The organism is Microcoleus sp. FACHB-1515, assembly GCF_014696105.1.
Lineage (GTDB): Bacteria > Cyanobacteriota > Cyanobacteriia > Elainellales > Elainellaceae > JAAUTJ01.
In genome coordinates, this window is the sequence record NZ_JACJPO010000038.1 from 196,626 (window position 1) to 211,323 (window position 14,698).

A 14,698-nucleotide genomic window follows, 5' to 3' on the forward strand; every position below is an offset into this window, starting at 1 on the left:
CCGCGATTTTCGGAAACCGTCGAGCCGTTCAGTGAAATTACTGCCGTTGAATTTACAGAAAGCTTTATGAAAGCAAAACATGACTTGAAGCGATCGCTCCGCCGACTGATCCTGCTGGCCTTGATGCCTGTCGCGACTGCTACCAGCATTTTCATCGCGCCATACTCGGCGTTGGCAAACTGCGCGGGCGAACCGCCAGATGAAGTCGTTGTGCCGCTGGTGCAGCAGCGCTGGCAGGAATTGCAGCGGATGCAGACTTATCCTTGGGGAACAGCGCGAGTGTATGACCGCTTGGATGTCGATCGCCGTCAGGTTTGGTTCAATGCCAACTTCAACCAGCTTCGCGGAACGCAAAAGCAGCAGGCGATCGAAATGCTTCAGCTTGGCAGTTCTCCCTTCCGAGCTTACGCCAGCGATGGCCGCTTGCTCTCTGCCCGATATGACGGCTGTACGCGCTTCGACACGCTCACCGAACGAGCACGCTACGGCTACTACTTCAACGAAATTGGGCGATCGCTCCCCTCCAACACGCCCCGCGATCAGTTGCGAAATGTTGGGCGTCCGGCTTGGCGGCAGGTGCGCTATCCAATCACAGCCGCGACCGAGCGATCGGTGCGGACACTGTTCTGGAATCGGATGGGCTACGCACAGGCAAACAGCGGCATGTGGATCGCTTGGGTTCCCGAACAGGGCTACTTTGAAATCAATGTGCCCAATGGCTACAACGTGCAGCAGCTAAGCCGTTTCTGGGGCGCGGCTCCGCGTCAATATCGCTACATCGTCGTGCAAACGGATGGAACAACAGTGTTTGACGCGAATTTTGATTAAGACGATCGATGCTGTCGTCGCCAGTCCCAAGGCATGACGGGATTGCGCTGCGCCCAAAAGCCGCGTCGGGCACGGCGGGCGGTTTGTTCAGCTTGCAGGTAAGCGGCTCGATCGTCACGGCAACCGCTGAGATATTGCGAATAGACAACGGCCTGCCCTTCCGTCACCAGTTGCAGATTGACCGATCGCCCATTGACATAAATTTCGCCGACTGTGCGCCCATAGCGATCGGTCTCGACCGTCCGCAGTTGCACACGGCGTCCGGCAGGAAGCAGTTGACGGAGGCGATCGCTGGCCGCTTGTCCTCCGGGTTGGCGGCGTTCGGGCGCGTCAATGCAGGCAAGTCGAACGGTGACATCTTGGCCGTTTTGCCGCACGTGCAGCGTGTCACCGTCGCCCGTTGAGATGACGCTGGTTCCTAGAAATGCTTGGGCGATCGAGCATCCGGCTAGGAAAACACACAGCAGCCCTATCAAAATCAATCGTTTCATGCCGACTAATCTACCCAAAATTGCAGCAATCTAATCGTCTCCAAACAGATCTTCTTCATAACCATCTTCGCTGCCCGGTGCGGAGGCGATCGCCGGACGCGACAGGCGCACTGATTCGACGCGAGGACTGGAAACAGAAGCCGCTTGGGGAAAGGCAGACTCGGCGGGCACTGAAGTTGAAATTCCGGCGATCGCTGCGAGATATTGAATTTGTTCGCGCAGCCGCAAAATTGCGTCGTGAGCAAGGCGCTGAACTTCTTCGCAAGAAGCATCCGACTGTTCATAGGCTAATGGAAGCCAGCACATCCGCAGCGCAGCCAGCACCATTTCTTTTTCCAAATAGGTTGGATGCGACTCGGCTTTGAGATATTCGAGCAGCACGCGATCGGAACTGTCGGCGGGGACTTGCAGGCGGAGACGATAGTCAAACGGAGTTTTGCTGTCGGTCATGATCAAACGAGGATGAGTTTCGGCCTACCTTCGATCTTGCACTGGGACATTCTCAAATTCTAAAATCCGTACATTTCAGACTGGCTGAAGCGATCGCAGCGAGATGAGAGCAGTAATTTTAAGTTTAGTTAAATTTGGACAAATTCTTGAGTTGAGCGGGTCGATCGATCGCATTTTGGGCAGTTCAGGTCGATCGAAATGCGATCAAAGTTAAGCCAGGGTATTAATTGTTCGCAGAACTTTATGTCAGCTCACAATTGCGAGTGATACGCTTTAAGCTACCAAAAGATTTTCGCTTCGCTTTGTTTGATTGCGGTTTAATTCTTGTCAGTTTGGTTTCGCTTGTTTGAGCCGTTTACCAATATAAATTAGGAGATTCAGATGTCCAGCAAAGATGTTTATGCCTTTGGAGTTCAGTCGGGTACGCGCAATCATAAGGGCGCTTTTGTTCGACACACGGTTTACAAACTGGTCGAAATTAATGATGCAGGCTGGGCGTTAATTTGCCAGGATGATGCTACTTGTCACTATGTTGACCCGGACTGTCTGCGTGAAATGCGTCATCCCAACGGAACAACCGATCCGCATTAAGCAGCCTACTTTAAATGCAATTGTGGTTTAGCTCTCTGGAGATTGCTGGAGAGCTAAATTTTTCTGAGATCGATCGCCAGAAAAGCGCATCGGCAAAGCAGCGATCGGCACCAGATGAGATATAACTGGTAGAAGTGCTGCGAACAACGCAATCCTTTTGCAATGATTCTGCTTTTGCGGGAATCCTAGCTTGAGAAGGCACAATAGAAAAGGCGGTTTTTGCTGCCGCTGTCTGGATGGGTCGATCGCCAAACAGTCGATCGCCAAACACTGGAAACGCCCATCATCACACATCTAGCGTCACAGGAAGTTATGTCAAAAGGTCAAGGATTCGGCGGCTTCGGCATGGGCAAAATGAAGGAACTTGCCGATGCCTTCAAAAAAGCGCAGCAGGTGCAAGAAGGCGCGAAAAAGCTGCAAGAAGAATTAGAAAACATGGAGATTCAGGGCGAGGCTGGCGGCGGCTTGGTCAAGGTTGTGCTGAGCGGCAACCAGGAACCGCGTCGCGTGGAAGTGTCGCCGGATGTGCTGGGCGAAGGCGCAGAAGTGCTTTCTGATCTCGTGTTGGCCGCGATGAAAGATGCCTACAACAAATCGACGGCCACGATGCGCGAACGGATGGAAGAACTCACGGGCGGCCTGAATCTGCCGGGAATGTAGGTTTTTCTCACCGGACTGGTTTTCTTTCCGGACTGCACAGAATCGATCGCAAGGCGTCTCCATACGATTGCGATCGATTTTTGCGCGAAAGGGCGATCGCGTTGCCGGGTGAGAAATGCGGCATGATCGAGTGAATTGAGGCTGGAGCGATCGAAATGAGTGTGCTAAGTGTCCCGCTGGTGCTGAATCTCGATGGCGTTCATCTCACGGATGAGCAGTTTTATCAGCTTTGTGTGAGTAATCCTGAAATTCCCTTTGAGCGCAATTCGCAAGGAGCCTTGATTGTCATGTCGCCTGTGGGTGGAGGCAGCGGGAATCGGGAACTGGAGTTTGGAATTGATTTAGGCAATTGGAATCGACAGACGCAGCTTGGGAAGGTGTTTAGTTCTTCGACGCTGTTCAAGCTGCCGGGTGGAGGCGATCGATCTCCGGATGCGGCGTGGGTGGAGCTTTCACGCTGGCAGGCACTCACGCCGACTCAGCGGCAGAAATTTCCGCCGATCGCGCCAGATTTTGTTATGGAGCTACGATCGCGCACCGATAGTTTGGAGATGCTGCAACAGAAGATGCAGGAGTATCTTGATAGCGGTGTGCGACTGGGCTGGCTGTTTAATCCGCAAGATCAGCAGGTCGAGATTTATCGGCAGGGTGAAGCAAAGGAAGTGCGGCCACTGCCGACTGAGCTTTCAGGTGAGTTGGTCTTACCCGGATTTCGCTTAGTGATCGATCGCTTTGACGACGACTAGCTTCTAGCAGCTTCTAAGTAAAGATCTGATTACTCTTGCCGGACGGCCAAAAATCGATCGCAGGGTGTCTCCGACATCGATTGCGATCGATTTTTGCGTGAAAGGGCAATTCACGCCAGCGGATCGGGGCGGGGTCGATCGAAGGCGATCGCAAATTCCCCGTCGCGCATGATCCGCCGCAGCACCTTCAAATGTTCTTCAGCTTCGTTGCGACTGCGACACCGAGCGACAATCGCATTCTGCATATTGGGCAGGCAGCGCACGACGCACCAAGGATATAGCTGCTGACGATAAGACATGAAAACTCCTGACGGCTTTGCGCCGCCTGACGGTAGATAAATTGAAACGAATGGAAAATTTACCAGTCGAGTTGACTGGCAGACCGAGTTTAGAAGGCTGGTTGGTGAGACACTAAAAGGAGAGCAGGTCAAAGCTTTTAGCCGCCTGCTTCTTCTGCTGTGTGACTTTACTATAAGGCGCTTATAACTCTGTAGTCAAGCGGCTTGTACAAGAATCTTATAGTTTTGCTGGAATGTCTGAACAAGAATCGCCTCTCAAGAAGCGCAGAGAAGAATTAGGTTTGACTCAAAGAGATGTTGCTGTCGCAGTCGATATCTCCGTTCAAACTGTTAGTAATTGGGAAACAGGTCGCTATCAAGAGGCGAAGTTGACGCTCACACAAATTAAAGCTTTGTGTCGTTTGCTGAACTGGACGCTAGAAGATTTGCCGGATGATTTTAGACCTTCGAGTTCGATCGACTAGATAAAAACCCCACCACTCGCGCCCAAACTCGATCGATCAACTCCGAATCATTAGAATCAAACCACTCGATCGAATCATCTGCCCGAAACCAAGTCCGCTGCCGTTTGGCGAATTGGCGCGTGTGAATGGTGGTTAGCTCGATCGCATCTTCCAGCGAAATTTTTCCGGCTAAATACTGTTTCATCTCTGCATAGCCCAGCGTATTGAGCAGCGGCAAATCTGCGCCGTATTTGTGGCAAAGTCGATCGACCTCTTCAACAAATCCCACTGCAACCATGTTTTTCGTGCGCTGGTGGATGCGATTTTCTAAATCCTCACAGTCCAAGCCAATTTGTAAAATCGGATAGGTCGGCGGATCTTCGCCCTGCTGCGTCGAGATCGGTTTGCCCGTGACGTAAAAAACTTCGAGTGCCCGCAAGGTTCTGACCTGATCGTTCGCGTGGATCTTTGCTGCGGCGATCGCGTCCACCTGTTGCAGCATCGCGTAACATTGCGCCTGACCGATCGATTCAAGCTGGAATCGCAACTCAGCCTGCGGCGGCACACGCGGTATTTTCAAGCCTCGGACGATCGATCGAATATAGAGACCTGTTCCACCGACAAGAAACAGGGGGAGCGATCCTGACTTCCGAATAATCGATCGCGCCCGCTCCTGATAATCCGCTACTGTCAGCGTTTCAGTTGGGTCGCAGATATCAATGAGTTCGTGCGGGACAAGCTGGCGTTCTTCAGGCGTGGGTTTTGCCGTGCCGATGTCAAATTCGCGATACACTTGGCGCGAATCAGCGTTGAGGATGCGCGTCGGCGTGCAAAGACGTTGGGCGATCGCGATCGCCAGAGCCGTTTTTCCGGTTGCCGTTGCGCCGCAAATGACGATTAGAATAGGAGAAGGATTGAGTAGTACAGATGTATGGAGGGTGAAAGATTCGGTACCGTTCCGGGAGCGCTTTGCGATCGAATCCATTGGGCGATGAAGTAGACAGGGTTTGAGTAGCGATCCATCCCGGCTGAAAACTGCGGCTGAAATTGGGCAAAAATCGCCTCCAAGCCAGATGTGCTATAATTTTGATAGATTTTGGTGTTTCGGAGTGAAAGCGAGCTTCGTACCACTTATAGGGAGTGTTTCATGACAACAAATTATGGCGCCGAACAGATTCAAGTTCTAGAAGGACTAGAACCTGTCCGCAAGCGCCCCGGCATGTATATCGGCAGCACAGGGCCGCGTGGATTGCACCACCTAGTATATGAGGTCGTAGACAACTCGGTAGACGAAGCACTCGCAGGCTACTGTAAGCATATCCAAGTTGACCTGAATGCAGACGGGTCGGTGACGGTGACAGACGACGGACGCGGCATCCCTACAGGCATTCATCCGCGAACCGGAAAATCTGCTCTCGAAACGGTGATGACCGTGCTGCACGCAGGCGGCAAATTTGGCGACGGTGGATACAAGGTATCTGGCGGTCTGCATGGCGTCGGCATCTCGGTCGTCAACGCGCTCTCAGAATATGTGGAAGTGACGGTTTGGCGCGAAAAGAAAATCCACAAGCAGCGGTTTGAGCGGGGCATTCCCGTGACCGGATTGGAAGCAAAACCGCACAGTGGAGACCGAACGGGAACCTCGGTCACTTTCCTTCCCGACGCGCAGATCTTCACCACCGAAACGCAGTTCGACTATGCAACACTAGCCGGACGACTGCGCGAGCTAGCCTACCTGAATGCAGGCGTTCAAATCACTTTTACCGATCGCCGCCTCGATGTCATCAAAGCTGATGAACCGCACGTTGAAACCTACCACTATGCGGGAGGCATTCGCGAGTACATCGAATACATGAACAAAGACAAGCAGCCTTTGCACGAAGAAATCATCTTTATGCAGGGCGAGCGCAACAATGTTCAGGTCGAAGTTGCGCTGCAATGGTGCGTCGATGCCTACACCGATAACCTGCTGGGCTTTGCCAACAACATTCGCACGATCGACGGCGGAACGCACTTGGACGGACTCAAAGCCGTGCTGACGCGAACGATGAACTCGATCGCCCGCAAGCGCAAGAAAATTAAGGAAGGTGACAACAACCTTGCGGGTGAAAATATCCGCGAAGGCCTGACGGGCGTGATCTCGGTCAAAGTGCCTGACCCGGAGTTTGAAGGCCAAACGAAAACGAAGCTGGGCAATCCGGAAGTGCGCGGAATTGTCGATTCGATCGTCGCAGAAGCCTTGACCGAATATCTGGAATTTCGGCCTGCCGTTGCGGATGCTGTTCTCGACAAAGCGATTCAAGCCTTCAACGCCGCAGAAGCCGCTCGCCGCGCTCGCGAACTCGTCCGCCGCAAGTCGGTTCTTGAATCTTCGACGCTTCCGGGCAAGCTGGCTGACTGTAGTTCTCGCGATCCGTCTGAGTCCGAGATCTTCATTGTGGAAGGCGACTCGGCAGGTGGTTCAGCCAAGCAGGGACGCGATCGCCGCTTCCAAGCGATCTTGCCGTTGCGCGGCAAAATTCTCAACATCGAGAAAACCGACGATGCCAAGATCTACAAGAATACGGAAATTCAAGCGCTGATTACCGCCCTTGGATTGGGCATCAAAGGCGAAGAATTTGACGCTTCGCAACTGCGCTATCACCGCATTGTGATTATGACAGACGCAGACGTAGACGGCGCACACATTCGCACGTTGCTGTTGACCTTCTTCTATCGCTATCAGCGCGAAATGGTCGATCAAGGCTATGTTTACATCGCCTGCCCGCCGCTCTACAAAGTTGAGCGCGGTCGCAACCACTACTATTGCTACAGCGATCGCGAACGCGACCAGATTACATCAGGATTTCCGCCGAACGCCAAATATGAAATTCAGCGGTTCAAAGGTCTGGGTGAAATGATGCCGCAGCAGCTTTGGGACACGACGATGAATCCGGAAACCCGGACGCTCAAGCGAGTCGAAATTGAAGATGCGGCAGAAGCCGATCGCATTTTCACCGTCCTGATGGGCGATCGCGTCGCTCCTCGTCGCGAGTTCATCGAAACCTATGGCTCAAGATTAGATTTGGCCGATCTCGATATCTAGTCCAGGCCGTTTTGCCACAGCACGGGTTGGGCGTCGATCGCCTGCCCGTGTTTTTTTGTCGCCCTATGCTTCCCCATCTAAACGCTGCGATCGATTTAGAAAATAGGGAAGTTCTGCATCGCGACGCGGATAGTTTTTGAAGATAAATCGCAGCAAAAACGGAGCGCTCATCGCGATCAGCACCAAGCCCACCCACCAGTTTTGCTGAAGCCATGCCAAATCGGTGACGCTGGCGGAATCTTCAGTTTCAGGAGCAAAAAGCGAGACTGCCGCCAGCGCATTGTTCAAGGCATGACAGACGATCGGGACGGCCAGCGATCGCGTTTTCAGATACAGCAACCCCATCACCAAACCGAAGATCGACAGACCGACAAAGTTGGCGTGCAAAATGCCAAACACGATCGAAGAAGCAATCAAAGCCGGACGAATTCCCCACTTGGTTGCCCAGCGCTGAAGGATGATGCCGCGAAACAAAAATTCTTCGGTAATCGGCGCAAATCCCACCAGCACGATCGGTCCCAGAATGGTGTCGAGCAGCGGAAAAGCAGTTTCTGTTGTGCTGCTGCTGTTGATCTGCTCTAAAAGCGCGTCCACCAGTGAGGGTGCAGCCAGCGACAGCAGATAAAACGACACCAAAAACCAGCCCAGCGACGACAGCAAAACAGCCACCACCAAACCCGTCAACCTAAGCCAGTTGGCGCGGCGCCACTGTCCAACGACATCTTCAAGCTGCACCTGCAAGCGATCGAACTGCTGCAAGACGAGCAGACACAGCGACACCATCAAACCGATGTATATAATCCAAGTCCAAATCGCATCGGTTGGTTCAATTTGCAGCGCACTCGACAAAATTCCCTGTGCAATGCCCAGCAGCAGCGAAATCAAAAGCAGCCACAGCACCAAACGCCGCACCTTAAGATGAACAAACGGATTCTCCGCAGGATTGATCTGACCAGAATTCATCAGTTTGTGGTGATGAGAAATTGTCCTTACTTTAACTCGATCGCACCACATGCCTACAGCCGTTTGTCGGGGCAGGATATCTCGCGTTTCGACAGGGCGATTCATCCTGACCGCTGAAAATCGCTAATCCGAATTGCGATCGCGAAAAGCGTCTTGATCTGTGTCTATCACTTCGGTTTCCGCTGCTGCCGCTGCAAGCCACTCCTGCATGGCCGGAAGCTGCCAGAGCGCATCAACGTAAGCTTGTGCAATAGGCGGCAGCGGCACGGCATAGGTGACAAAGCGCGTCGCAACCGGAGCATACATGGCATCGGCGATCGAAAAACTGCTAAACAAAAAGTCACCTGTGCCGCCAAAATTCTGCCGACAGGTTTGCCACAGATTGCAGATGCGATCGATATCGCGCTGAACGGCAGGAGTTGCAGTCTGGGGACGACGGGCGCGACAGTCCACAGGCATTTGCGATCGCAAGCTGCTAAAGCCCGAATGCATTTCAGCACTGACCGCACGCGCAACCGCACGGGCCGCCGCCTCCGCAGGCCAAAGGTGGCGATCGGGTGCAAGTTCAGCAATGTATTCGCAAATTGCCAGCGATTCCCACAAAGTTAAACCGTCATGTTGCAGGGCAGGCACGCGACCAGAAGGCGAATATGCCGAAATCTGCTCGGTCGTGTCTGGCAGATCGAGCGGAATGCGAACTTCTTCAAACTCCAAACCAGACTGCTTGAGGACGAGCCAAGGCCGCAGCGACCAGGATGAATAATTTTTATTGCCAATGATGAGGATGAGAGCCATCGATCGAGGGATGAAGCGGGAACAAAATAATCCGAATGATCGACTAAGAAGCGATCGCCCTATCCTAGCAAAAAGAAATTGCTAGATATTCATTAATTCATCAACCCTCGCAAGAGTGATTGATCAGAAATTGTCTAGAATAAGTTTCGATGCGACGGTTGGCAATTTGAACACCATGCGGAAAACATACCAACGATCGCTAGCAGCGGTGGCGATCGCTTCCCTCTGCTGGGGCAGTGCGACTCAGTTAATGCCGCAGAGGGCAATGGCGCAGTCGGCTCCGCAGCCGATCGACGATCCGGTGATTGATGTCGGCGTGGTGCAGCGATTTGGCGCTGAGCCAACTCAAACACTGACGATTCAGCCGCCCGCTGGTCAAAACATGACCTTGAAGTTTGAAACGAGCGGACGCGAACAAACGATTACAACTGCCAATCCGGTCGAGTTTGAAATTGGCATGTTGGCGTTGCCGCAGCCGCAGTCGATCGAGCGGGTCGTGCTCAGTTCGCACCGCAGCTTTGAAAGCGCCGAATACAGTGCGAACCGCTGGCGAGAAAGAGGTGTCGAGGTCGAAATCGCGCAGCCGCGCGGCTGGCAGGTGTGGGCAAAGCGCGACACCTACAGTACGCCCCTGCTCAGACGCCTGCTGCTGCAAAACTTGCAGGCGAACGGCTCACGCACTGCCATCATCGATTCGCAAACCGTCACGGCCATTCCCAAAGCGGCCTTTGTTTTGAATGGCTTTCGCTATCAGCGCGATCGCGTCGAAATCACGATTCCCAGCCAGCGCTTATTTGTGACGCGCGATCAAGAGCGCAATCGCCGTTTGTATGCAGGCAGTCTGCGGCTTCAGCCCAACGCCTACGGAACCTACACGCTGGTCAATCCTGTGCCGATCGAAGCGTATCTGCGCGGCGTCGTTCCGCACGAAATTGGCACGGGTGCGCCGCAGCCTGCGATCGAAGCGCAGGCAATTTTGGCTCGCACCTATGCTTTGCGGAATCTGCGGCGATTTGCGATCGATGGCTATCAGCTTTGTGCGGATACGCAGTGTCAGGTGTATGAGGGCATTGGCGGTGCGGCTCCGAATACCGATCGCGCCATTGCCAGCACACGCGGCTTGGTGCTGACCCACAATAATGAACTGGTCGATGCACTTTATTCCTCGACCACAGGCGGCATCACTGCGCCGTTTAGCGATGTGTGGAACGGCGCGGATCGCCCGTATCTGCAAGCCGTTGTGGATTCACCGCAGCCGATTTGGGATCTTGCCCGCTTCCCCTTGTCGGACGAAAATAACTTCCGGCAGTTCATTGCTCGATCGCCAGATGGCTTCAACGAAAACGGCTGGGCGCAATTCCGCTGGCGACGCGAAACCACCTTGGCAGAAATCGCTGCCGGACTGCGACAGTATTTGCAAAACACGCAGCAGCCTTTGGCAAATTTGACGCAGGTGCGAGAACTGCGGATTCTGGAGCGATCGCCTGCTGGACGAGTGCAGCGAATCGCGATCGCCACTGACGTAGGCACAGTGGAACTGCAAAAAGACGAAATTCTGCGGGCGCTGTTTCCACCGACTAGCACGCTGTTTTACCTCGATCCGGTTTATGAGCCGCTTCCAGCAAACGCGCCGACTCCTGCTCCCGATGCGCCACCCCCGCAACGAACACTGAAAGGCTATGCCTTTGTGGGCGGAGGTTTAGGACACGGAGTAGGCATGAGTCAGGCGGGGTCTTACCATCTGGGCGAAATTGGCTGGACGAACGCCCAAATTCTCAATTTCTACTATCCAGGAACGCAACTTCAGCGGCTCAACACTGCGATCGTATTTTGGCCGGAAGGCGAATCATAAAAGTATCAGTTGAAGCGCACTCGATTGGTTAATGCGCTCAACTCTTCGCTTTTTGGATCCAATAAAAGTATAAATTGAAATAGAGTTCGATCGAGCATTTGCGTAAAAGCTCGCACTTATCTCTGCGAATTTCATTGGAGTAAAAGCAATTGTTTAAAAAGTTGGTGAGCAGTGAAATCTGCCTCATCGACTTTAATCGTTTCAATTTCTCAAGTGTTGTTCGGTCTCAAAACTCAAATCCAATCTTTACTGAATGAGTGAGAAGTTAAATCGGTATCCGAAAGTTGGCCTGACGTAGAATCTACGGGACATCAACCGTCAGCTTTATGGGGTCGAAGCGATCGAAGCGGCGACGAGTTTCCAAAACGCGATCGAAGCGTGAACTAAATTTACAAATGGATTTTTGCGAATGAATGGAATATTTTGACGCAGTTTAGGCATAATCGACCTTATATTTCTGGAGATTTTATTTCGAGAAATAAGCTGCGGACGACGGGTGCTCGGTTTGCAGCTCGCCAAGCTGTGATTTTCCGGTGTTTGAGAGAGTAAATTATGTCATCTTCCTTTGTTTTCGTTGATCAGGCGATCGACCAGTATCAGTTTCTCGCGAACGGCATTGACCCGACTGCAACGGTCGTCGTTCTCGATTCGCAACAGGACGGCGTTGCCCAAATCAGCGCAGTTCTCGCTGCCCAAGCGTCGATCGAGGCGGTTCATCTCTTTTCACACGGCGCACCCGGCACGCTTCAGCTTGGCGCAACGACCCTCACCCTCGACTCACTCGCCGCCTACGACCTCGCACCTTGGCAGCAAGCCCTGCGCCACGCCAACCTGCTCATCTACGGCTGTCGCGTTGCCTCAGGCGCGGTGGGCGATCGCTTCTTGCAGGAATTACATCAGCGCACCGGAGCAAACATTGCCGCAACTGTCACGCCAACGGGAAGTGCAGCGCAGGGCGGCGATTGGAATTTGGAGTGGCGCATCGGGGCGATCGAACCCGTGCCCATTCTGCATCCGGACGTGATGGCGCAGTATGATTCAACGCTGGAATTTGTGATTCCAAATTTGCTGTTTGCCCCAGCCACGACAGACGAAGGCAACGTTGCACAACCTTCACAATTGCGCGTGGTTGACTTAGAAACGGGAGATTCCCAAATCATTGCACCGCTCGCGTTTCAAACGTTTGCCCTGGCTCGGCAAGCTGGAACAGGCCGCCTCTACTACGTGGAAACTGGGGAAAACGGTCGGGTTGCCTATTACGATACGAGAACCGGACAAAACGTGACGCTGCTGAACCGCACAGGCGTCTTTGACGATGCCGGAGCAGGAGCGCCACCGTCCCAGTTTGTCAAGCTGGCGCAGCAGGCGGGCAGCGGCATCATCTACGCGATGAACAGTTCGACGCCGAATTTGTTCTCGATCGCGGTTGAAGGAGACACTGCCGGAATTGCAACAAATCTGGGGGCAATCACCCTAGCCAACGGTGATCCGCTGCCGTTTGGTGGCGGTGATATTGCTTTTGACCCCGAAAATCCAAACCGTTTGTTTGTGACGGTGACGCGGCCTGACAGCAGTACCAATGTTTTTCAACTCTACACGGTTGATGTTAGTGCTCCAGGTCTGCCTGCAACCTTTGTGGGCGATGTACGCTTGCCAAATGGAATTGTTCTCAGTGATGCCGGATCGGGGTCGCTTGCGTTTGGGCAAGATGGCTTTCTCTACCTCACATCAGATATCGGTGAAATAACGGCTAGTAGTCGTTTGTTTCAAGTTGATCCGGACACTGGAATCGTTGTCGATGCCGATCGCGTTCGTCCGATCGCTCGTCTGAATGACTTTGCCACGCTGCCGACTGTCACGCCGCAAGTTGACTTGGTGCTGACCAAAACAGACGGGCTAGACTCGATTCAACCAGGCGAAGAAATTGTCTACACCATCACCGTCACCAACACATCTCCCACTGGCAGTTTGGCAGACATTCGCCTCACCGATTTCATCACCGGAGTCAACGGTGTCACCTGGTCAGGTGTATTTACAGGTGGAATTCCTGGTGATCTCAACAGCTTCTTCCCTGGCGCAGAAATTGGTACGGGCGACATCGACGTGCGATTTAACCTGGCAGCGCAGGCCACGCTGACCTACACGGTGCGCGGCACGGTTGACCCCGATGCGCTGATTGGCACCACGCTCGAAAATACGGCTCAAGTGATTGTTCCACCGGGTGTGATTGATCCCAATCCAGAGGACAACACTGATAGCGACCAAACAGATATTGGTTGCGTTCGCGGCATCAATCGGCGCGGCAGAAACAATCGCGATAACCGCTTGCTGGGCGACAACGACATCAACCGCTTGACCGGAGGTGGTCGCAGAGATGTCCTGCGCGGCTTTGGCTGTCCCGATACGCTAATTGGCAATCGCGGGCGCGACCTGCTGCGCGGCGGCAACGCCAGAGACAACCTGCAAGGCAACCAGAACAACGATCGACTCAATGGCGGTGAAGGACGCGATCGACTCAATGGCGGTTTGGGCAACGACACCCTGCTGGGCAGCATTGGCAACGATTCGCTGCGCGGTGGCAGCGGGCGCGATCGCCTGTTGGGTGGAGCCGGAGCCGATCGCATGGTGGGCAACAACGGCGATGACGTGATGCGCGGCAACCGCGAAAACGACGTGATGTTCGGGCGGCTTGACAACGATCGGCTCAACGGCAATCGCGGCAACGACAGGCTGCGCGGCAATTTAGGACGCGATCGCTTGGGCGGCGGTGCAGGCAGCGACCTGGTAGAGGGCGGGCGCGGCAATGATGTTCTGTTTGGCGGCAATGGCAACGACAGGCTGAATGGCGACTTAGGCCTGGATGTGCTTGTGGCGGGTAATGGCGATGACAGCTTGCTGGGGCGGGCACAAGCCGATCGCCTGTTTGGTGGAGCCGGACGCGATCAGATCATTGCGGGTGGCGGTGCAGACCGCGTGGAAGGCGGCGCGCAAGCGGATGTGCTCAACGGCGGATTGGGCATCGATCGCATCATTGGCGGTGGCGGTGCAGACCGACTAATTGGTGGACGACGCACCGATGCGCTCAGAGGAGGTGGCGGACGCGATCGCTTTGAATATCGCAATACGGATGAAGGCGGCGATCGCGTTTTGGACTTTGCTAGTGCAGCCGACCAAATTGATTTAAGCCGCATCTTTGCCCGCAGCGGCTACGGTGGCGAGCGTCCGTTCCGTCAATATGTCCGCCTTCAGCAGTCCGGCTCAGACACGCTCGTTTTGCTCGATGTGAATGGCGATCGCAGCAGCGGCTTCGAGACCTTCATCACGCTGGCTGGCGTCAACCGCAGCAGCATGTCGGCTCGCAACTTCATCGTCTAGCTTGGTGGAAAAGGGGGCGGGTCAAGCCGCCGCGATCGTGTCGCAATCCGCTTGTCTACCGTCATAATGGACAGGCTGATTGTGACCAAAATCGATCGACGGCGATCGACAGAAGTTCAT

General features: G+C 53.9%; 14 protein-coding genes. 8 read left to right on the plus strand and 6 right to left on the minus strand.

What is annotated here, in order from left to right; all coding sequences use genetic code 11:
* Positions 1–66: 66 nt before the first annotated feature.
* A complete protein-coding gene (locus H6F67_RS13485) occupies positions 67–828 on the plus strand; it encodes a hypothetical protein (protein ID WP_190767117.1) in 762 nt (253 codons plus the stop codon).
* Here H6F67_RS13485 and H6F67_RS13490 read toward each other — a convergent pair.
* Positions 825–1,319, minus strand: coding sequence for a thermonuclease family protein (locus tag H6F67_RS13490; RefSeq protein ID WP_190767118.1), 495 nt, complete (start codon positions 1,317–1,319; stop codon positions 825–827). The genes H6F67_RS13485 and H6F67_RS13490 overlap by 4 nt on opposite strands.
* Positions 1,320–1,349: 30 nt before the next feature.
* Positions 1,350–1,769 carry a hypothetical protein gene (locus tag H6F67_RS13495; RefSeq protein ID WP_190767119.1) on the minus strand — a complete coding sequence of 140 codons (420 nt, stop codon included), beginning with the start codon at positions 1,767–1,769 and terminating at the stop codon, positions 1,350–1,352.
* Between the two features lie 381 nt (positions 1,770–2,150).
* On the opposite strand from H6F67_RS13495, the gene H6F67_RS13500 reads away from it, so the two are divergent.
* The 3 genes from H6F67_RS13500 to H6F67_RS13510 all read left to right on the plus strand — a co-directional run bounded on the left by H6F67_RS13500 (position 2,151) and on the right by H6F67_RS13510 (position 3,766).
* Entirely contained in the window at positions 2,151–2,360 is a 210-nt protein-coding gene (locus H6F67_RS13500) for a hypothetical protein (RefSeq protein ID WP_190767120.1), read from the plus strand.
* Positions 2,361–2,672: 312 nt separating this feature from the next.
* Complete coding sequence (locus tag H6F67_RS13505; protein WP_190767231.1) at positions 2,673–3,020, plus strand: YbaB/EbfC family nucleoid-associated protein; 348 nt, start codon at positions 2,673–2,675, stop codon at positions 3,018–3,020.
* Positions 3,021–3,175: 155 nt separating this feature from the next.
* Positions 3,176–3,766, plus strand: a complete 591-nt coding sequence (locus H6F67_RS13510; RefSeq protein WP_190767121.1) for a Uma2 family endonuclease — start codon at positions 3,176–3,178, stop codon at positions 3,764–3,766.
* A 110-nt stretch (positions 3,767–3,876) separates the two neighbouring features.
* Here H6F67_RS13510 and H6F67_RS13515 read toward each other — a convergent pair whose 3' ends face one another.
* Entirely contained in the window at positions 3,877–4,065 is a 189-nt protein-coding gene (locus H6F67_RS13515; RefSeq protein WP_190767122.1) for a hypothetical protein, read from the minus strand.
* A 233-nt stretch (positions 4,066–4,298) separates the two neighbouring features.
* On the opposite strand from H6F67_RS13515, the gene H6F67_RS13520 reads away from it, so the two are divergent.
* Positions 4,299–4,529 (plus strand): helix-turn-helix transcriptional regulator, encoded by a 231-nt coding sequence (locus H6F67_RS13520; protein ID WP_190767123.1) that lies wholly within the window; start codon positions 4,299–4,301, stop codon positions 4,527–4,529.
* Here the strand turns inward: H6F67_RS13520 and miaA are convergent.
* Positions 4,504–5,493, minus strand: coding sequence for a tRNA (adenosine(37)-N6)-dimethylallyltransferase MiaA (gene miaA / locus H6F67_RS13525; protein WP_190767124.1), 990 nt, complete (start codon positions 5,491–5,493; stop codon positions 4,504–4,506). The genes H6F67_RS13520 and miaA overlap by 26 nt on opposite strands.
* 162 nt (positions 5,494–5,655) lie before the next feature.
* On the opposite strand from miaA, the gene gyrB reads away from it, so the two are divergent.
* A complete protein-coding gene (gene gyrB, locus H6F67_RS13530; protein ID WP_190767125.1) occupies positions 5,656–7,593 on the plus strand; it encodes a DNA topoisomerase (ATP-hydrolyzing) subunit B in 1,938 nt (645 codons plus the stop codon).
* Positions 7,594–7,656: 63 nt separating this feature from the next.
* Here gyrB and H6F67_RS13535 read toward each other — a convergent pair whose 3' ends face one another.
* Both H6F67_RS13535 and H6F67_RS13540 read right to left on the minus strand, forming a co-directional pair.
* Positions 7,657–8,556: a CPBP family intramembrane glutamic endopeptidase gene (locus H6F67_RS13535; protein ID WP_190767126.1), complete on the minus strand. Its 900-nt coding sequence runs from the start codon at positions 8,554–8,556 to the stop codon at positions 7,657–7,659.
* Between the two features lie 123 nt (positions 8,557–8,679).
* Complete coding sequence (locus H6F67_RS13540; RefSeq protein ID WP_190767127.1) at positions 8,680–9,351, minus strand: glutathione S-transferase family protein; 672 nt, start codon at positions 9,349–9,351, stop codon at positions 8,680–8,682.
* A 175-nt stretch (positions 9,352–9,526) separates the two neighbouring features.
* Between H6F67_RS13540 and H6F67_RS13545 the strand changes: the two genes are divergently transcribed.
* Positions 9,527–11,203, plus strand: coding sequence for a SpoIID/LytB domain-containing protein (locus tag H6F67_RS13545; protein WP_190767128.1), 1,677 nt, complete (start codon positions 9,527–9,529; stop codon positions 11,201–11,203).
* Positions 11,204–11,755: 552 nt separating this feature from the next.
* Positions 11,756–14,578, plus strand: coding sequence for a DUF4347 domain-containing protein (locus H6F67_RS13550; RefSeq protein ID WP_190767129.1), 2,823 nt, complete (start codon positions 11,756–11,758; stop codon positions 14,576–14,578).
* Positions 14,579–14,698: the final 120 nt, after the last annotated feature.